Here is a 19186-nt window from a genome sequence, read left to right on the forward strand (position 1 = left end):
GAAAGAACACCATGAACACCAACCTTCATTCCCTTTCTGGCTTCAAGCGCCGCTCCTTTCTGCAATCGACCGCCGCCCTCGGCTTGCTGGGCCTGGCCGGCTGCGCCACGACTTCGATCCCATCCAAGGCCAAGGTGGTGGTGATAGGCGGCGGCTACGGCGGCGCCACCGCCGCCAAATATGTGCGGCTGCTGTCGGACAACAAGATCGACGTGGTGCTGATCGAGCCGCAGGACGCGTTTATCTCCTGCCCCATCTCCAACCTCGTGCTCAGCGGCGGCAAACAGATCGGCGATATCACCACTTCGTATGCGGGCCTGTCACGCAACCACGGCATCACTGTGGTGAAAGACTACGCCAGCGCCATCGACACCGCGAAGAAAACGGTCACCCTGGCAGGCGGCGCCACCATTGCTTACGACAAGCTGGTGGTCTCGCCCGGCGTGGAATTGATGTTCGGCAGCATTGAAGGCCTGAAAGACGCCAATGCTTCGGGCCAGGTGCTGCAGGCCTGGAAGGCCGGCGCGGAAACCGTGGCGCTGCGCCGCCAGCTGGAGGCCATGCCCGACGGCGGCGTGTACGCCATCACCATTCCCGAAGCGCCTTACCGCTGCCCGCCCGGCCCGTATGAACGCGCCAGCGTGATCGCCGGCTACTTCAAGGCTGCCAAGCCGCGCAGCAAGGTGCTGATTCTTGACGCCAACCCCGACGTCACCTCCAAAGGGCCGCTCTTCAAGAAAGTGTGGGCCGAGCAGTACAAGGGCATTGTTGAATACCGCGGCCAGCACAAGGCCACCGCGGTGGACGCCAAGGCCGGCATCATCAAGTTCGATGTGCAGGACGACGTGAAAGCCAACGTGCTCAATGTGCTGCCCGCCATGCGCGCCGGCACGATTGCCGTGCAGACCGGCCTGAATAACCAGGCCAACAACCGCTGGTGCGGCGTCAACTACCTCACGTTCGAATCCACCGCCGCAAAAGACGTGCATGTGCTGGGCGACTCCATCCAGGTCGCACCCGCCATGCCCAAGAGCGGCCACATGGCCAACAACCACGGCAAGGTGGCGGCCGCCGCGATCGTGGCGCAGCTCTCGGGCTGGGACGTCAACCCCGCACCCATGCTCACCAACACCTGCTACAGCTTTGTCGACAACAAGAACGTGATCCACGTGGCCAGCGTGCATGAATACGTGGTCGCGGAGAAAACCTTCAAGGCGGTGGCCGGCTCCGGCGGCGTGAGCACCGGGCCGACTGAGCTTGAGGGTGTCTACGCCTTGAACTGGGCGAGCAATATCTGGGCTGATACGCTGGTTTAGCCCCACGCTTCCCACTTCGTGTGGGTCGCTGCCCCCCTAGGGGGCCGCCCGCCTGCGGCCTGGCAAGGCCAGTTCCGCGGCTCATGCTTGCATTTCGCGCGGCCCGTCGAGCGACTGGTCTAATAGAGGGTGACCGCCCATTCCGGGCGGCGTCTGTGAATTGATGCAAGACAACCCGACCCAAGTCCCCCTGTGGCGCCAGCTGCAAGGGGCCGCCTCCCTGCTGATGGCCGTGCGCGACGGCCAGTCCATGACCGCCGCGCTGGAAGATGTCGACGGCGCGCTGCGGCCTGGCGTGCAGTCGCTGGGTTTTCACGCCTTGCGCTGGCTGGGCCGTGCCGAGGCTTTGCGCCAGCAACTGGCCCGCCGCCCGCCGCCGCCCGAAGCGGACGCTTTGCTCTGCGTAGCCCTGGCCCTGATCTGGACGGAGCACGACGCGCCCTACACAGCACATACACTGGTCGACCAGGCTGTCGAGGCCGCCAAACGCGGCGACGCGACGCAGCACCAGGCCAGTTTTATCAACGGCTGCCTGCGCCGGTTTTTGCGAGAACGCGACGAGCTGGTGGCGCGTACCGAAAAAAGCCCGCAAGCTGTCTGGAACCACCCCCAGTGGTGGATAGACCGGGTGCGCAAAGACCACCCCGGCCAGTGGCAGGCGATTTTGCAGGCCAATAACGCCCGCGCGCCGCTGATTCTGCGGGTCAATGAGCGGAAAACGACTCAAACCCAGTATGTACGCGACCTGGGCGCTGTCGATGTGGAAGCAGCGCCGGTAGGAAAACAGGGTGTGATCCTGGCTGCGGCGCGGCCGGTGACGGGCTTGCCGGGTTTTGCCGAGGGGCATTTTTCGGTGCAGGATGCCGCGGCGCAGCTGGCCGCGCCCCTGCTTCTTGAGGGCCTGGCGGCGAAGGAGCCGGGCGCAAAGCTGAACATCCTCGACGCCTGCGCCGCGCCCGGTGGCAAGACCGCCCACCTGCTGGAGCTGGCCGACTGCGAGGTCATGGCGCTGGATATCGATGCCCGCCGCTGCGAGCGCATCCGCCAGAACCTGGGACGCCTGGGTTTGCACGCAGACATCCAGATAGGCGACGCCGGGATGCCCGATGCCTGGTGGGATGGCCGGTTGTTTGACGGCATCCTGCTGGATGCGCCGTGCACCGCCTCCGGCATCGTGCGGCGCCACCCCGACGTGCGCTGGCTGCGCCGGCCCGGCGATATCCCGCAACTGGCCGCCATCCAGGCGCATTTGCTCAAAACCCTCTGGCCTTTGCTCAGGCCGGGCGGGCGCCTGCTTTATTGCACCTGTTCGGTTTTCCGGGCTGAAGGCGACAACCAGATACAAACGTTTCTTACGCACCACACCGACGCCCTATTACAGCCCTCGCCAGGGCATTTGCTCCCCCAAAGTGGCGTTGAAGCGACGGTCTTCCCGGACAATTTGATGCGTGAGCACGACGGTTTTTATTACGCACTCCTTGAAAAACGCGGCTGACTCCCGCCAGCGTGCCGTGGGCGCCTTGGGCGTCTTCACCCGGTGGGTGCTGGGCGTGTGCCTGTGCGCCATGCTGGCCTGGCTGCCCGGCCCGGCATCCGCCACCGAAATCACCCAGCTGCGCGTGGAGCGCGGGGATGACGGCGTGCACCTCTCGGCCCAGGTCCGGTTTGACTTGCCGTTTGTGGTGGAAGACGCCCTGCTCAAGGGCATTCCCATGTTTTTTGTGGTCGAAGCCGATATTTACCGGGACCGCTGGTACTGGACGGACCCGCGCGTGGTCAGCGCCGCCCGCACCATCCGCCTGGCCTACCAGCCGCTCACCCGCCGCTGGCGCGTCAACATCGCATCGGGGCTGATCACCAGCTCCGGCGGCCTGCGCGCCACACTGAACCAGAACTACGAAACCCTGTCCGACGCCCTGTCGGCCATCCAGCGCGTCGCGCGCTGGAAGATCGCCGAAGCCGGCGAAATAGATCCTGATGCTTCGCACAAGCTGGACTTCACCTTCCGGCTCGACCTGACCCAGCTGCCGCGCCCCTTCCAGATCGGGGTGGCCGGGCAGAAGGAATGGAATATTTCCGCACAGGTCAAAGAGCGGCTGAAGCTTGAGCCCGCAGCGCCGCAGGCTGCGCCCGCGGCGGCAGGCACCGAGGGCGCCAAGTGAACCTGCAGGTCAGCGGAGGGTCCCTTAAAAGCAGCAAAGCCTTTCGCTGGACGGTCGGCGTCGGCATAGGCACCATCGTGGCGCTTGGCCTGGTGCTGATGTTCCTGCTCACGCAGGCCACCGGCAACCGCGAGCTCTACGAGCGCAACTACACGCTGCTCCTCATCCTGAATGTGGCGGTGGCCGGTTTGCTGCTGCTGGTGATCGGCTGGATTGTTGCGCGGCTGGCGCTGCGCCTGCGCCGCGGCCGTTTCGGCAGCCGCCTGCTGGTCAAGCTTGCCGCCATCTTCGCGCTTGTCGGCTTGATGCCGGGGCTCATGATTTACGTGGTGTCCTATCAGTTCGTCTCGCGCTCCATTGAAAGCTGGTTTGACGTGGAGGTCGAGGGTGCGCTGGCGGCCGGCCTCAACCTGGGCCGCGCCACGCTGGATACGCTGGCCGCCGACCTGGGCAACAAGACGCGGCAAGCCGCCACGCAGATCGCCGAAACCCCCGACGCGATGGCGGGCCTGGCGCTTGAGCGCCTGCGCGACCAGCTCCAGGCCAGCGATGTGGTGCTCTGGAGCCCCTCCGGCCAGGTGATTGCCAGCGCCGGCGAATCCCGCTTTCTGCTCAAACCCGAGCGACCATCGGTGCAGCAGTTGCGCAGCGCGCGCACGCAGCGCGTCATCACGCAAATCGAAGGTCTGGACGAGGTGGTGTCGGCCGGCAATGGCGAGCTGACGGCCGGCGTCAGCGGCCCTGCGGCCAACGTCGGCACGGCGCCGCGGGTCAAGGCCATTGCCGTGGTGAACAACCCGAATGTGAATGTGCTGGGTGATTCCCGGTTTTTGCAGGTCACCCAGCTATTGCCCGAAGGCCTGGTGGCCAACGCCATTGCCGTGCAGGAGGCCAACCGCGAATACCAGGAGCGCGCGCTGGCGCGCGGCGGCCTGCGCAAAATGTACATAGGCACACTCACGCTCAGCCTCTTTCTGGCCGTGTTTGGCGCCGTGCTGCTGGCGGTGGTGCTGGGCAACCAGCTGGCCAAACCGCTGCTGGTGCTGGCCGAGGGCGTGCGGCAGGTGGCGCAGGGCGACTTGACGCCCAAGGCCGCGCTGCACGGCAAAGACGAACTGGGCGGGCTCACGCGCTCGTTTGCCGACATGACACAGCAACTGTCCGACGCCCGATCGGCCGTGCAGCAAAGCATGAGCCAGGTCGACGCCGCGCGCGCCAACCTGCAGACCATTCTGGACAACCTCACGGCCGGCGTCATCGTGCTCGATGTGCGCGGCCGCATCCAGTCGAGTAACCCAGGGGCGACGCGCATCCTGCGTGCGCCGCTGGCGGCCTATCACGGCAAATCGCTAGGCGAGGTGCCGGGCCTGGGCGTGTTTGCCAAAGATGTGCTGGCGCAATTTGCCGACTACCTCAGCGACAACGCGCCCCACGGGCTGGAGCACTGGCAGCAATCCTTTGAGCTCAATGCGGCCGTACCCGGCGCGCCCGACAACGCGATCACCGTGGTTGCCCGCGGCGCCAAGATGCCCGGCACTGAGGAATTTTTGCTGGTGTTCGACGACATCTCGGAGATGGTTTCAGCCCAGCGCGCGCAGGCCTGGGGCGAGGTGGCACGCAGGCTGGCCCACGAAATCAAGAACCCGCTCACGCCGATTCAGCTGTCGGCTGAGCGCCTTGAGATGAAGCTCACCGGCAAGGTGGGCGAAGCCGAGCAGACGCTGCTCACCAAGTCCGTCAAAACCATCGTGGACCAGGTCGACGCCATGAAGCGGCTCGTCAACGAGTTCCGCGACTATGCCCGCCTGCCCGCCGCCGAGCTCAAGCCCGTGGACCTCAATGCCCTGGTCGGCGATGTGATGCAGCTCTACCTGAGCGACCCTTACGCCGACGGCCACGGCGGTCAGCGCAGCGGCAGCGCCGCCGCGGTCCCCGTCGTGACAGACCTGGACCCCAAGGCCCCGCCCATCCAGGGCGACGCGCAGCAGCTGCGCCAGGTTATCCACAACCTGCTGCAAAACGCGCAGGACGCCCAGGAGGGCAAAGAGGGCGCGCGCGTCACCCTCAAAACTGAATATTCCGACAGCTCCAAGCGCGTGCGCCTGATCGTGCGCGACAACGGCACCGGTTTCCCCGAGCACATCCTCAAACGCGCATTCGAGCCCTATGTCACCACCAAGGTCAAAGGCACCGGGCTGGGGCTGGCGGTGGTCAAAAAAATCGCCGACGAGCACGGCGCGCGCATCGATATTTCCAATCGCATTACGGACGGCGCAGTGCAAGGGGCACAAGTGTCGTTATCATTTGCAGTTGTGGCATAACAACACATTCAGTAACACTTCGATCTCGAACTAAAGCACGGCATCGCAACAACAGGCAGGCAGCAACTCAATCATGGCAAATATTCTGGTGGTCGACGACGAACTGGGCATACGCGACCTTCTCTCAGAAATTCTCAATGACGAAGGGCATCAGGTCGAGCTTGCCGAAAATGCGGCGCAGGCCCGCGCCGCCCGTGGGCGCTCCCGGCCCGACCTGGTGCTGCTGGACATCTGGATGCCCGACACCGACGGCGTGACACTGCTTAAGGAGTGGTCCTCCAGCGGCCTGCTCACCATGCCCGTCATCATGATGAGCGGCCATGCCACCATCGACACCGCCGTGGAAGCCACCAAGATCGGCGCCATGGCGTTTCTTGAAAAGCCCATCACGCTGCAAAAACTTTTGAAAGCAGTGGAGCAGGGGCTGACCAAAACAGCCGCCCGCAAACCCGCTGCCCCCAACAGCAGCCCAGCAGCCCATCCCGCCGACCTCACGGTCGAAGCTGTCATGACCGGCGGCGTGCTGCCCGCACCTGTTGATCTGGGCCCGCAGGCCACGCAGAGTTTTCTGCTCGAAAAGCCGCTGCGCGATGCGCGCGACGAATTTGAAAAAGCCTACTTTGAATTCCACCTGGCCAAAGAGGGCGGCTCCATGACCCGCGTGGCCGAAAAAACAGGCCTGGAACGCACCCATCTCTACCGCAAACTCAAGCAATTGGGCGTGGATCTGACCCGCGGAAAACGCGGCGTCTGATGGCCGCCTGCCCGGCAAGCCGGGCACCCTCTGCGGGTGATATATAATCTAAGGCTCAGGCCCGGTAGCTCAGTCGGTAGAGCAGAGGATTGAAAATCCTTGTGTCGGTGGTTCGATTCCGCCCCAGGCCACCATATTCCATGCGCCCCAGCGCCCTTTTCGGGTTCTGGGGCGTTTTTGTTTGCCGGGCTTTAAGATGTGCCGTTTTACACCCTGAACGATTTGCTTGCCGCAGTCATTGATTGTCCAATGACCTCGAAATCCGGCAGGCCAATTTCAGGTTGGCGATCATCAATACTCGGGACTTCATTTGAACTACCACGTCACTCACATCACGTGCAACGGCCAGGCGCACGGCTTAAACGGTTATCGGGAAGTGGTCGAGTCCGTCATCTGGGGCCTGCGTGAGTTGGGGCACACGGTTGAGTCCGGCCTGGATACGTTCTCTTCATCGGCAACGAATATCGTCTTTGGCGCCCAAATGGTTGAGATGGACGTGCTGGAAAAGCTGCCACCCTCGACCATTGTCTATAACTTCGAACAGCTTCGAGGCACGACCTCGCTCAAGCCGCAGCTGATTCATGCCGCGGCGAATTTCAGGATTTGGGATTACACCGAAGCAAACGTGGACGTCTGGAGGAGTCTCAATGCGGATTTGCGGATTGTTCCGGTGGGTTATGCGGAACCTCTGACGCGAATCCCCAGAGCGGCAACGCAGGACATCGACGTTCTGATGTACGGCTCGCCTGGTCCCGATCGGATGGATGCGTTCTTTCATCTGTGTCATTCCGGGCTCAAGACCGTCTTTGTGTGCGGCCTGTACGGGAGCGCGAGGGATGAATTGATTTCGCGATCAAAAATAATCGTGAACATCAATTTCTATACGGCCAAAAAAATATTTGAGGTCGTTCGCGTTTCTTATCTGTTGGCCAATCGCAAAGCCGTAGTGGCCGACATTGATCCGGAAACTTATATTGAGGAAGATATTCGCGCCGGAATCTGCGTGGCGGCTCCGTCAATGCTGGTTCAGGAGTGCCACGACATCGCCGCCAATGAGAGTCGCCGCAGAGCGATAGAAGAATCTGGATTTGAGGTTATTCGAAGCCGCGACATCAGGCCTATCCTCGAAGCTGCCCTGGCAAACTCAGATCAGAGGGTTCAAAGGCGAGTCTGACAGGTCGGCAGGCGCACAGCACAAGACCCCGCAGCGCCTGAGCGTGCGGGGTCTTTCGGTTTTCAATGATCAACGGTGGCGGCTGTCACAGCCTCCGCCACTGATCAACAGCGCAAAAAGCGCTTATTGAACAACAGGGTAGTCGCGATCAATTGCCGAGACGGAAATCGGAGCGCCGATTTCGGCTTGTACTTCGGCGCGGCTCTTGGTGCTGACGGGGGCTGCCACTTCGGCTGCCTGGTAGCTGGGGCCAATGTTCACGGAGTAACCATCGCGCTGGGCTTGTGCGAGTTCTGCGCGGACATCTGCACGGGTCTTGGTGCTGACTGAGTTCACCTTCTCTTGTGGGAAGGGGTCGCGGCCTTCGGCGTAGCTGCTGGCGGAGCCGAAGAAGGCGAGTGCGGAGACGGCAAGAACGGAGGCGGAGACGAGATTCGATTTCATGATGAATTTTCCTTTGGATGATTAAAAAAATCCGGTCGGACGGGCTGTGTGCCCGAGGGGCCTTCCTCGCTGAGTCGCTGTTATGAATGTGGCTCACCGATGCTTCCAACCTTGTTCCGCCAGGCCGATAGACAAGTGCGTGTTTGCAGAACATTCCATTGCCGGAACTGGAACAATGAAGCGGTGAAATCCTGGAACTTTTTTGAATGAAAGTTTTTTGAAAGCATCGCGTCAAGAGTGCAGCGATCTCTTGTTGCGCGCGTTCATGCAGTTTCTGATGGGCATGTGGGGGCGAAGCGCCGGCTTTCCATCACGGCGGTGATGGATGATGGAGAGGGAACAAAATGGCCCTCAACAATTCAGCGACGAATTGCCGGCGCGCGAAAAACTCAGTCCTGCCGCGCTTCCATTTTTTTGATCACCCGGCGTGTGTACTCGGTCATGAACTCGAGAAACACACTCGTGCGCACAGGAATGAATTTGCGGCTTGGCAAGGCCGCATACAAGGTGTTGGTGCCGGTGATCCAGGGCGAGAGGATGCGTTGCAGCGCGCCGCTGTTGAGATGGTTGGCCACCAGGTCGATCGACTGGCTCATGATGCCGGCGCCGTCCACGCAGGCGCGTATCAAGGTGTCTGAGTGATTGACCAGCATGCTCGGCTCGAGTTGCACTTCGACCACGCGCTTGCCCTCGTTGGGATTGGTCAAACGCCATACGCGGTGGCGGTTGGCGGCCTGCTTCACACGCAGGCAGTGGTGCTGCGGCAGGTCTTCGGGCCGTGCCGGCGTGCCGTTGCGGCGCAGGTACTCGGGCGAGGCGCAAAGAACCCCGTCAGATGAGGCAATAGGCCGCGCAATGATGTTGGCGTCAAAGGTATCGGCCGCGCCCAGCAAGGTGAGGTCGTAGTCTTCCACCGGCGGCACCAGCGGCGAGTCGACATGGATGTCGAGCACCACCTTGGGGTAGCGCCGCCCGAACTCGGCCACCAGCGGCGCCAGCACATGCACGGCGAACACCGGCGGCGTCATGATGCGGATGGTGCCGGACATCTCCTGTGCATGGGCCTGTGCGGCGGCATGGGCTTCGTCGATGTCGGTCAGGATGTGGCGCACCCGCGCCAGGTAGGTTTCGCCGGCGTCCGTCAGCGCGAGGCGGCGCGTGGTGCGCTGCAGCAGCCGCACGCCCAGATGGTCTTCCAGGTCGCCGACAAGGCGCGTCACAACGGCCGACGACATGTCGAATTTGCGTGCCGCGGCGGCAAAACTGCCGTCATCGACCACTTGCTGGAAGACGCGCATTGACTGAAGCCTGTCCATGGTTAACCCTTATATAACACCTTTATTGTTGCTAATTTAACAGCAATGTATTGTTGTGAATGGTATTTTTTGTTTGATTTGACAGGAATACAGTTCATACATCGATGAGCCAAAGCCCCTTACAAGGCGACTCACCGAGGCTGGACAGACGGGGAGATGAGCCCGCCATGCCCGGAACGTCATTAACTTTGAAAGGATATTCATCATGAAATCGAACTTTATTGCCGCCGCTGTCGTTGCTGTTGCCGCCCTGTCTTCCGTGGCTGCTTCCGCCCAACCCCTGAACGGCTTCCTGCTGGAGCAAATGCAGGCTCCTACCAGCAAGACCCGCGCTGAAGTCAAGAGCGAAGTGATCCAGGCGCAAAACGCCAATGCAGCTTCCAGCTACAACGGCGCAACCGCCCAGCAAAACCTGAGCGCTCCCCGTGCCGAAAAGGCCGGCGCAGCTCCCCAGGCTGCCGCTGAATTCGTCAAGACCGCCCAGTAAGCCGCAAGGCTGGACGCGCCCCGCTCTACAAGTCTCCGGCAAGGCATCCGCAAGGTGTCTTGACGACGGCTTGAGAGCAGGCGCCGGCTCCGGCAGATACTGTTGAGCAGCTACGCGAACGGCCCTATTCGCCTCACGAAGCGCAACTGCCTCAGGCCGTGCGCTACCTGGCCTGGTTGCCGCTGACGCGCCAGACCACATTGCCGACATCGTCGGCCACCAGCAGCGCGCCGCGCTTGTCCATCGCCACACCCACCGGCCTGCCATAGGCATGGCCCTCGGGGCTGAGGAAGCCAGTGAGTACATCCACCGGCAACCCGGCTGGCAGGCCCTTCTGGAAGGGCACAAACACCACTTTGTAGCCGCTGTGCGGCACGCGGTTCCATGAGCCGTGCTCGCCCACGAAGGCACCGGCGGCCAGCGATGGCGGCAAGGCCTTGCCTTCTGAAAACACCATGCCCAGCGGCGCGACGTGGGAGCCCAGCGCATAGTCGGGCGACACGGCCTGCGACACCAGGTCCGGCCTAGCAGGCCGCACCCGGTCATCCACGTTTTTGCCGTAGTAGCTGTAAGGCCAGCCGTAAAACACGCCGTCGCGCACCGAGGTCAGGTAGTCGGGCACCAGGTCGCTGCCGATCTCGTCGCGCTCGTTCACCACCGTCCAGAGCGCGCCGGTCTCAGGCGCCCAGCCCATGCCGTTGGGGTTGCGCAGGCCCGAGGCATACACCCCGTGGCTGCCGGTTTTGGGGTCGACCTCCCAGATCGCGGCGCGGCCGGTTTCGGCCTCCATGCCGCGCTCACCCACATTGCTGTTGGAGCCTACCGTCACGTAGAGCTTGCTGCCGTCGGCGTTGGCGATGATGTTTTTGGTCCAGTGGTGGTTGATGGGGCCGGCTGGCAAGTCCACCACCTTGACCGGCGCGGCCGTGATGCTCGTCTGCCCCGGCTGGTACGGAAAGCGCACCACCGCATCGGTGTTGGCCACGTAAAAATCATTGCCCACCAGCGCCATGCCAAAAGGCGAATTCAGGTTTTGCAAAAACACCGTGCGGGTTTCGGCCTGGCCGTCGCCATCGGCGTCGCGCAGCAAGGTAATGCGATTGGCCGTGGGAGTACCGGCGCCGGCCCGGCCCATCACTTTCTTCATGAACCAGCCGCGCAAGCCCTTGCCGTCTTCCGGCTTGGGTGGTGCATTGCTTTCGGCCACCAGCACATCGCCGTTGGGCAGCACATAGACCCAGCGCGGGTGGTCCAGCCCGCGGGCCAGGGCCGTCACGCCCAGGCCGGTCATGGGCGTGGGCATCACGCCTTCAGGCCAGCCTTTGGCCGGTGCGATATTCACCGTGGGAATCAGCCTTTTTTGGGGTGGCGGCAGCGTGGGGTTGGCGCCCATGCCTGCCTCGGGCGGCAGCAGGGCCGTGTCACCACAGGCCACCAGGCCGCCCACGATGGCCGCGCAGATGGCGGGTGCAAGCCATGTCTTGATGGAGAGAGCCGAAGGAGCCGGTGAACGCATAAATCCCCCTGGATGCCGCGCCGCATGAGCGCGGCGCCTTTCCACTGTGCGCGCAGGCGGCCGGCGGCGCTGTCAGCCGGCCGCACAGCGCGCTGTCAGCGCCGGCCCCGCTGTGGTCACCCCGGCAGCAGCGGCAGGTCGGCCTTCTTGAGGGTGCGCAGCACAAAGCTCGACTTGCTGTGGCGTATGCCTTTGATCTTGTAGAGCCGCTCGCGCAGCAGGCGCTCATAGTCCTTGGTGTCGTGCACCGCGATGCGCAGCAGGTAGTCGTACTCGCCCGACACCAGATACGCCTCAATCACTTCCGGAATCGCCGCCAGCGTTTCGCCGAATTTCTCCAGCGTGTTGTCGGAGTGGCTGTCCAGCGTGACCTGCACCATCACCGTATCGCCCAGGCCCAGTGCCTGCGCATTGAGCCGCACGGTGTAGCCCTCGATCACGCCGGCTTCCTCCATCTTCTTGATGCGGCCCCAGCAAGGCGAGGGGCTCAGGCCTACAGCCTGGCCGATGTCTTGCAGGCTGGTGCGCGCATCGGCCTGCAAAACCTGAAGGATTTTCCGGTCTAAAGTGTCCATTCAGGTAATTTATCTGAAAATTGTCATTTAACAGATTTTTTATCTGTTTTAGGCAAATCCAGCAGCAAATCAGGCAAATTATTCGGCCCGACCCGGGAGATACTTTCTTCCATGGCAGCGGGCTTACCGGTCCGTCTGGCAAGACAAAGCCCCCAGCAAGTTACCGCCTGCTGGGGGCTTTGATTTTTGAGGGAAGGGCGTCTGGATTCAGCGCTTAGAAAGCCGTCTTGTCACGCAGCGTGTCGGCCGGCAACTGGTCGATCTGCACCAGCAGCTGCGCCAGGCTGCGCCCTGCGGCATTCAGCAGGGCGCGGCCTTTGTCTGCTGTGGCGGCTGCCGCATTGCCCACCGCGCCTTGCGGGTTGTAGTCCTGCATCTGCCAGGCCAGCTTGGCGCTGCGGCCGTCGCCCAGGATGCTGAATTTGGCGGCGCGATCTTGTGAGGTGGAGTGAAAGTTCTGCGCCTTGGCCATGTCGACCTGCTCAGGTTTGAGCGCCAGCACCATGGAGGTCTCAATCTCGCCCGCATGGACGCCGAAGCGATGCTCCTCTGCGCTGAATAAATCGTTCACGGATTTGCCGTCCTCACCGGTGAGCGGCAGGTTGAACCAGTTCACGCTGTAGACCAGCATGCCCAGACGCGCCCGCAGGTCGCGCGCCACCACATCCAGCAGGCCCACCTGGCCGCCATGCGAATTGAGCAGCACCAGCTTCTTCACGCCCGTTTGCGCCACTGATTCCGCCAGCTCCGTCCAGAGCCGGATCACGGTCTCGGCCTTGAGGGTGAGCGTGCCGGCAAAGCGGGTGTGCTCGGGGCTGAAGCCCACCGATTGCGTGGGGAGGAAGAGCACCGGTTGCGAGGCTGGCAGATGCGGCAAGGTTGCTTCGACCACACCATCGACCAGCGTTGCGTCCACGTTCAGCGGCAGGTGCGGGCCGTGCTGCTCTGTCGCCGCCACCGGCAGCACCGCGATGCAGCGCGTCAGGTCCAGCTGAGCGAAGTCTGGTGATTTGAGGGCGGACCAGAAGCGGGGTGGAGTGGCGGTCATGGGGGTATTTTGAGCTATTTGATACAGGCCGGCCTTTGTGGCGCCATCAAGCCGCGGCGGCGGCCTTCTGAATGGCTTCCCGGTGACCCATCTGCTGGCTCACGTGCCGCCCCTGGCGGTCGGCCCCGTGTTTGCCGGCGCGAACCGGCGCGGCCAGGCGTATTTCGCCCAGCAGTTCGGCCAGGCAATGGGGCCGGCCACGCGCGCCGCTGGCGACATAGTCTGCGAGCAGGGCATCGCGTACATCGCGGTCTGCCAGGCCACGAACCGCGGTGAGGTGTTCACACAGCAAGTCCACCAGTTTTTCCAGCGCAAACTCGTGCGTCTTGCCGGTGGTCAACCACAGCCAGTCGCTGAACTGCAAAAAATTGCCGAAGGCCGAGCCGGGCGCAAGCAGCAGCTTGAGCCCTTGGGCAAAGCGCCCGGAGTTGGCCACCATTTCCCAGTAGCGCGCAAAGCGGTTGATGCGCTGCATGGTGACAAAGTCGATCGTCGAGTTCTGCAAAATCGTGTACGGCGTCTGCGGGTCGTAGGCCATGGCGTACTCGCCGGTGTGCCGCGTGATGGGCGTGCCGCGCAGGCGCTTCAAAATGCCGAACTGGATTTCATGCGGCGCGAGTTCGTACAGGCGATCAAAGCCCGCCGCAAAACTTTCCAGGGTTTCACCGGGCAGGCCGAAGATCAGGTCGGCGTGCACATGCGCCTGGCTTTCGTTGACCAGCCAGCGCAGGTTGTCGGCGGTTTTGGTGTTGTCTTGTTTGCGTGAAATGCGCTGCTGCACTTCGGGGTTAAAGCTCTGGATGCCAACTTCAAACTGCAGCGAGCCAGCGGGGAACTGCGCAATCAGCGCCTTGAGCCGATTCGGCAGGCTGTCGGGCACGACTTCAAAATGCACAAACAGATCAGGCGCCATCCGGTCCAGGAAGAACTGCAGAATGCGCACCGAGTTTTCGACCTTCAAATTGAAGGTGCGGTCGACAAACTTGAAGTTGCGCGCGCCGCGCTTGTAGAGCAGCTCCATCTCGGCCATAAAAACGTCCAGGTCAAAAGCCCAGGCAGTCTTGTCGAGGGAACTGAGGCAGAACTCGCACTTGAAGGGGCAGCCGCGCGAGGCCTCGACATACAGCAGCCGTTTGGCGAGGTCCTGGTCGGTGTATTCGGCGTAGGGCAGGGCCAGCGCCTCCAGCGCCGGCTGCTCGCCCGCGATCACCTTCATCAGCGGCTGGGGGCCGTCAAGCAGGGCGCGGCACAGTTTGGGAAAACTCACATCGCCCCAGCCGGTGACCACATGGTCGGCAAGGCGGCAAATCTCCTGTTCACCGGTTTCAAAGCTGACTTCCGGCCCGCCCAGCACGACCTTGATGCCTGGCCTCAGGGTCTTGAGCAGGCGCACCACCTGGGTGGTTTCGACCACGTTCCATATATAGATGCCCAGGCCGATCACCTCGGGCTCCAGCGCCAGCAGCTCTTCCACGATCTGCGTGGGCCGCTGCTGGATCACGAATTCGCGCAGCTGCGTCTGGGCCCGCAGGCCGGAGCCGCCGTGCCTGTCCATATTGGCCAGCAGGTAACGCAAACCCAGCGAGGCGTGGATGTATTTGGCGTTCAGGGTGGCAAGGACAATGCGCGGCATAACCCTATTATCGGAGCCGGCCCTCAAAAACGGCTGTAATCAGGCGGGCGGCAGGCAAGACCGGTGCCGTGGGCCATTTCGGCCAGAATCGCGCCAGGAACTAAAGCCTTTACGCCCAGCTCACACCTCCACCATGCATTTCAAGCGTTTTTTGCCGGTTCCGTCTGCTTTGCCCGCCGTGGCGGCCGCTACTTTTTTGATAGCTGCTTACGCTCTACCCACGGGCGCAAACGCCCAAAATACCGCTTTTAATCTGCCGGGCAAGAGCCAGGGCGCGGCCGCGGCGGTTGTCACGACAGAGCAAGTCCGCGCCGAGCTGCTGGCCTGGGCGCCCCAGGGCGTTGAGCCCGGCCAGCCGGTCTGGGTGGGCCTGAAGCTGACGCACCAGCCCGAATGGCACACCTACTGGAAGAATTCAGGCGACTCGGGCTTGCCCACAGAGCTCAGCTGGCAACTGCCCGCCGGCATCACCGTCGGTGACATCGCCTGGCCGACGCCGAAAAAAATCCCCATCGGCACGCTGGCCAACTACGGCTACGAAAAAACTGTGCTGCTGCCGGTGCCGCTCACCGTGGCACCCGGCTTTTCCGCCACCCAGCTGATGGTCAAGCTCAAAGCCGCCTGGCTGATCTGCCGCAAGGAATGCATTCCGCAAGAGGGCGACTTCTCGCTGACCATTCCGGTGAAAAGCTCCACCGCAGCCAGCGGTGAGCTGTTTGAACAAACATTCAAGGCCACGCCCAAATCCCTTCCCGCCGGCGCCAGCCAGGTTGAAGTTGCAGGGAAGGCGATCCAGGTGTCACTGGCCGGCCTGCCTGCAGCGCTGCAAGGCAAGACGCTGGAGTTCTATCCCGAGACCGGCAGCGTGATCGAGCCCGCCGCAGCCTGGCAGCAGGCCTGGCAAGGCGCGGTGTGGACTGCCACTGTGCCCTTGTCGGCCCAGCGAACCGAAAGCCCGGCCAGCATGCCGCTGGTGGTGGCGGCCGGTGAGACGGCTTACCGCATCGATGCGCCGGTGAAGGGCCCCTGGCCCGCCGCAGCTCCCATCGCCACTGTGTCGCCCGCACTGGAGGCGGCGCTGCGCGCCAATGCAGCAGCGGGCGCCGCGCCTGCGCCTTCCAATGCTCCTCCACTTGGGTTGCTCGCGGCCTTGCTGGGTGCGCTGCTGGGCGGTCTGATCCTGAACCTGATGCCTTGCGTGTTTCCGGTGCTGGCCATCAAGGTGGTGGGCTTTGTGCACGTGAAAGACCAGGCCACGCGCGTAACCACCGGCCTGGCCTATACGCTGGGCGTGGTGCTGTCTTTCCTGGCGCTGGGCGCCTTGCTGCTGGGCCTGCGCGTGGCCGGGCAGCAGCTGGGTTGGGGCTTTCACCTGCAAAGCCCGGCCGTGGTGGCGGTGCTGGCCGCGCTCTTCACGCTGCTGGGGCTGAACCTGGCGGGCCTCTTTGAGTTCGGCAATTTCCTGCCGGGCCGCGTGGCCGGTTGGCAGGCCAAGAACCCCACCGTTAATGCTTTCCTATCGGGCGTGCTGGCCACGGCCATCGCCTCGCCCTGCACAGCGCCTTTTATGGGTGCGTCGCTCGGTTACGCCATCGGCCTGCCGGCGCTTGAAGCCCTGGCCATTTTTGCGGCCATAGGCATCGGCATGGCCTTGCCTTACCTGGCCGCCAGCGTCATACCGGCGGTGGCCCGCGCCTTGCCGCGCCCCGGCCCGTGGATGGTGACGTTTAAACAGCTGATGGCCTTTCCGATGTTCGCTACCGTCGCCTGGCTGGTCTGGGTGCTGGGCCAGCAAAGCGGCATAGACGGGGCAGGCGCGCTGCTGGCCCTGCTGGTGCTGATGGCCCTGGCCATCTGGGCATTTACCTTGCGCGGTACCGCGCGCACGCTGATTGCCAGTTTTTCAATAGCGCTGTGTGCGCTTGGCATCTGGGCTATCGGCCCAAACATCACAAAACCTGTAGTGGACACGCCCACCGCCGCCGCCGAGGCCCCTGGCGGCTGGCAGGCCTGGGCGCCCGGGCGGGTTGACCAGCTCGCCGCGCAAGGGCAAAGTGTGTTTGTGGACTTCACCGCCGCCTGGTGCGTGACTTGCCAGTACAACAAAAAAACCACCTTGTCCGACGCCTCTGTGCTGGCCGACGTCAAGGCGAAAAATGTGGCATTGCTGCGCGCCGACTGGACGCGGCGCGACCCGGCGGTGACGGCCGCGCTGGCGCAACTGGGCCGCAGCGGCGTGCCGGTGTATGTGATTTACAAACCCGGCCGCGCGCCCGTGGTGCTGTCGGAAATCCTGTCGGTTGACGATGTCAGGGCCGAACTGGCCAAGCTGTAGTTTTCGTTTCTCTTTTTTCAAGGAGTTCAAACCATGTCTTACCGCTTCGAGAATCACCTTATGAATCGGCGCCTGTTTTCGGGCGCATTGGCGCTGGCCCCTTTGGCTGCGCATTTCACGGCCCACGCCCAGGCACCCGCCGCCGTGGGCCAGGCCGCGCCGGATTTCACCGCCATAGACACCGCGGGCAAGTCCCACAAGCTCAGCGACTACAAAGGCAAGCTCGTCGTGCTTGAGTGGACCAACCCGGGCTGCCCCTTTGTGCGCAAGCACTACAGCGGCAACATGCAGGGCCTGCAAAAAGAATTCACCGGCAAGGGTGTGGTGTGGCTGGCCATCAACTCCACGGAGCCGGCCAGCGGCGACTATCTGGCGCCGGCCAAGCTGGCGGGGTGGATCGCCGAGAAGCAGGGCCAGCCCACCGCAACACTGATGGACGAGTCCGGCAAGGTCGGCCAGCTCTACGGCGCCAAGACCACGCCGCACATGTACATCATCAGCCCGCAAGGCCAGCTTGTGTATGCAGGCGGTATCGACAGCATTCCGTCCGCACGTGTGGACGACATCAAAACCGCCACCAACTATGTGCGCCAGGGCCTCACGGAAGCGCTGGGCGGCAAGCCGCTGAGCGTGGCGTCCAGCCGCGCCTATGGCTGCTCGGTGAAATACAAGGACGCCTGAAGCAGAACCCTCCAGCGCTGACCGGCACACGGCCCGACAAACACAACGAAAGACGCACTTCATGAGCGCTATTCCCCCATCGGAACGCATGCCGCATATCCTGAACCACTGCCGCACCATCGCGGTGGTGGGCCTGTCGCCCAAACCGCACCGCGCCAGTTTTGACGTCGCCCGCTACATGCAGGCCAACGGCTACCGCATCATTCCGGTCAACCCCAACGCCGCCGAAGTGCTGGGCGAAAAGGCCTATTCCACACTGCTGGAAGCCGCGAAGCACGAAAAAATCGACCTGGTGAACTGCTTTCGCAACAGCGAAGACATTCCGCCGGTGGTCGACGAAGCCATCGCCATAGGCGCCAAGGCGGTGTGGATGCAGCTGGGCATCGCCAACGCCCAGGCGGCCGCCAAGGCGGAAGCGGCCGGCTTGCTGGTGGTGCAGGACCACTGCATCAAGATCGACCACCGGGTGCTGCACTCGCGCGGCCTGGTGCGCGACCACGCAAAGTCGGCCTGAGAGCAGGTGCCGGGTGCGCCGGTCCGCACAGGGAAAGCCATGCTTGCACGCCGGGGCGGCGCCGCAGAGAATGCGCCATGTCCTTGAGCACGGCGCCTGACCTTATTCCCACCCCGTCTTCTTTGCCGTCTCTTTTCCGTCTTTTTCTTCTTCCCTTTCTAGCGGCCCTGGCCTTGCTGGCAGGCTGCGCAAGCCCCGCACCCATCCACAAGGGCGAAGCGCAGGCCGCGCCCATGGCCTCCAGCGAAGTTGCCCAGTCGGATACCAACCGCATGGCCACCCTGGGCATGCGCGACAACATCGAGAGCCTGCTGCGCCTGGCCGACAAGCTCTACCGGCGCAACCCCGCCGAGTGGCGAAAAACCAGCACCATCAGCCGCGATGCGGCGCTGGCCCAGCTGCGTGTGGCGGTAGACACCCGCACCCCTTGGCCCGAGTTGCAAGGCAAACGCGACATCGCCGCGCTGGCGCTGGCGCTGGGCCCGGACTTCAAGGGCGACCGCGTAGCCGCTTTTATTTATGCGAGTGCCGACATGGTGGTCACCGCGCATGGCGGCAAGACTACCTTCTACCTGACCGACAGCCTGGATGCGCAATACATCTACAACGCCGCGCGCAATATTGAAATCGCCGTCTGGATGCTGTCCACACGCCGCAACGCCGCCGGCCAGCCGCTGCTGCTGGCCGACGAGATCACCGAGCGCGAACGCAACCTGAGTTTTGAGCGTGAGTTCGGCAAGATCATCGGGCGGCTGGATTTGTTGTCGTCGGTGCTGACGGAGAAATACCGGCGTGCGGTAATTACCTATGTTCAAAATCTACTGGGGGGCACGTTCCTCCAGTTCCTACCCGTCAGGTAGCCCCTTGTATTAACCAAGTGACAGCACGGAACCGGCTTCGCCGGGCCGTA

The 19186-nt window shown here is 63.1% G+C and carries 17 protein-coding genes and 1 tRNA gene; 12 read left to right on the forward strand and 6 right to left on the reverse strand.

Annotation, left to right across the window (positions count from 1 at the left end; genetic code table 11):
* Nucleotides 1-11 precede the first annotated feature (11 nt).
* From BM408_RS19580 to BM408_RS19610, 7 genes are all read left to right on the forward strand, one after another.
* Nucleotides 12-1316, forward strand: a complete 1305-nt coding sequence (locus tag BM408_RS19580) for an NAD(P)/FAD-dependent oxidoreductase (protein WP_092132071.1) — start codon at nucleotides 12-14, stop codon at nucleotides 1314-1316.
* Nucleotides 1317-1479: 163 nt separating this feature from the next.
* The gene (rsmB, locus tag BM408_RS19585) at nucleotides 1480-2811 is read left to right on the forward strand and encodes a 16S rRNA (cytosine(967)-C(5))-methyltransferase RsmB (protein ID WP_092132190.1); all 1332 of its coding nucleotides are present in this window, start codon (nucleotides 1480-1482) and stop codon (nucleotides 2809-2811) included.
* A gap of 70 nt (nucleotides 2812-2881) precedes the next feature.
* A complete protein-coding gene (locus tag BM408_RS19590; RefSeq protein WP_175541855.1) occupies nucleotides 2882-3478 on the forward strand; it encodes a DUF4390 domain-containing protein in 597 nt (198 codons plus the stop codon).
* On the forward strand, nucleotides 3475-5799 hold the full coding sequence (locus BM408_RS19595; protein WP_092132074.1) for a sensor histidine kinase: 2325 nt from the start codon (nucleotides 3475-3477) through the stop codon (nucleotides 5797-5799). The genes BM408_RS19590 and BM408_RS19595 overlap by 4 nt, the downstream gene beginning before the upstream one ends.
* 73 nt (nucleotides 5800-5872) lie before the next feature.
* Nucleotides 5873-6553, forward strand: coding sequence for a response regulator (locus tag BM408_RS19600; RefSeq protein ID WP_092132076.1), 681 nt, complete (start codon nucleotides 5873-5875; stop codon nucleotides 6551-6553).
* Nucleotides 6554-6611: 58 nt separating this feature from the next.
* Nucleotides 6612-6687: transfer RNA gene (locus BM408_RS19605), tRNA-Phe, on the forward strand.
* 176 nt (nucleotides 6688-6863) lie between these two features.
* Nucleotides 6864-7727, forward strand: coding sequence for a hypothetical protein (locus BM408_RS19610; protein WP_092132077.1), 864 nt, complete (start codon nucleotides 6864-6866; stop codon nucleotides 7725-7727).
* A gap of 123 nt (nucleotides 7728-7850) precedes the next feature.
* Here the strand turns inward: BM408_RS19610 and BM408_RS19615 are convergent, their stop codons facing one another.
* The gene (locus BM408_RS19615; RefSeq protein ID WP_092132079.1) at nucleotides 7851-8171 is read right to left on the reverse strand and encodes a DUF4148 domain-containing protein; all 321 of its coding nucleotides are present in this window, start codon (nucleotides 8169-8171) and stop codon (nucleotides 7851-7853) included.
* Between the two features lie 389 nt (nucleotides 8172-8560).
* Nucleotides 8561-9487 carry a LysR family transcriptional regulator gene (locus tag BM408_RS19620; RefSeq protein WP_092132081.1) on the reverse strand — a complete coding sequence of 309 codons (927 nt, stop codon included), beginning with the start codon at nucleotides 9485-9487 and terminating at the stop codon, nucleotides 8561-8563.
* A 205-nt stretch (nucleotides 9488-9692) separates the two neighbouring features.
* Here BM408_RS19620 and BM408_RS19625 point away from each other — a divergent pair, with 205 nt between their 5' ends.
* On the forward strand, nucleotides 9693-9974 hold the full coding sequence (locus BM408_RS19625) for a DUF4148 domain-containing protein (RefSeq protein WP_092132082.1): 282 nt from the start codon (nucleotides 9693-9695) through the stop codon (nucleotides 9972-9974).
* Nucleotides 9975-10137: 163 nt separating this feature from the next.
* Here the strand turns inward: BM408_RS19625 and BM408_RS19630 are convergent, their stop codons facing one another.
* The 4 genes from BM408_RS19630 to BM408_RS19645 form a co-directional block, all read right to left on the reverse strand.
* Entirely contained in the window at nucleotides 10138-11490 is a 1353-nt protein-coding gene (locus tag BM408_RS19630) for a PQQ-dependent sugar dehydrogenase (RefSeq protein ID WP_092132084.1), read from the reverse strand.
* A gap of 116 nt (nucleotides 11491-11606) precedes the next feature.
* Nucleotides 11607-12065, reverse strand: coding sequence for an Lrp/AsnC family transcriptional regulator (locus tag BM408_RS19635; protein ID WP_092132085.1), 459 nt, complete (start codon nucleotides 12063-12065; stop codon nucleotides 11607-11609).
* Nucleotides 12066-12279: 214 nt separating this feature from the next.
* Nucleotides 12280-13113 (reverse strand): creatininase family protein, encoded by an 834-nt coding sequence (locus BM408_RS19640; RefSeq protein WP_092132087.1) that lies wholly within the window; start codon nucleotides 13111-13113, stop codon nucleotides 12280-12282.
* Nucleotides 13114-13159: 46 nt separating this feature from the next.
* Nucleotides 13160-14746, reverse strand: a complete 1587-nt coding sequence (locus BM408_RS19645; RefSeq protein WP_092132088.1) for a B12-binding domain-containing radical SAM protein — start codon at nucleotides 14744-14746, stop codon at nucleotides 13160-13162.
* A 133-nt stretch (nucleotides 14747-14879) separates the two neighbouring features.
* Here BM408_RS19645 and BM408_RS19650 point away from each other — a divergent pair, with 133 nt between their 5' ends.
* The 4 genes from BM408_RS19650 to BM408_RS19665 all read left to right on the forward strand — a co-directional run bounded on the left by BM408_RS19650 (nucleotide 14880) and on the right by BM408_RS19665 (nucleotide 19136).
* Nucleotides 14880-17081, forward strand: coding sequence for a protein-disulfide reductase DsbD family protein (locus BM408_RS19650; RefSeq protein ID WP_092132090.1), 2202 nt, complete (start codon nucleotides 14880-14882; stop codon nucleotides 17079-17081).
* Nucleotides 17082-17141: 60 nt separating this feature from the next.
* On the forward strand, nucleotides 17142-17762 hold the full coding sequence (locus BM408_RS19655) for a thioredoxin family protein (RefSeq protein WP_092132192.1): 621 nt from the start codon (nucleotides 17142-17144) through the stop codon (nucleotides 17760-17762).
* 61 nt (nucleotides 17763-17823) lie between these two features.
* Nucleotides 17824-18276, forward strand: coding sequence for a CoA-binding protein (locus tag BM408_RS19660; protein WP_092132092.1), 453 nt, complete (start codon nucleotides 17824-17826; stop codon nucleotides 18274-18276).
* Between the two features lie 77 nt (nucleotides 18277-18353).
* Nucleotides 18354-19136, forward strand: coding sequence for a hypothetical protein (locus BM408_RS19665; RefSeq protein ID WP_254774887.1), 783 nt, complete (start codon nucleotides 18354-18356; stop codon nucleotides 19134-19136).
* Nucleotides 19137-19186: the final 50 nt, after the last annotated feature.

It is taken from the genome of Polaromonas sp. YR568 (assembly GCF_900116715.1).
In the GTDB taxonomy this organism is placed as follows: Bacteria; Pseudomonadota; Gammaproteobacteria; order Burkholderiales; family Burkholderiaceae_C; genus Polaromonas.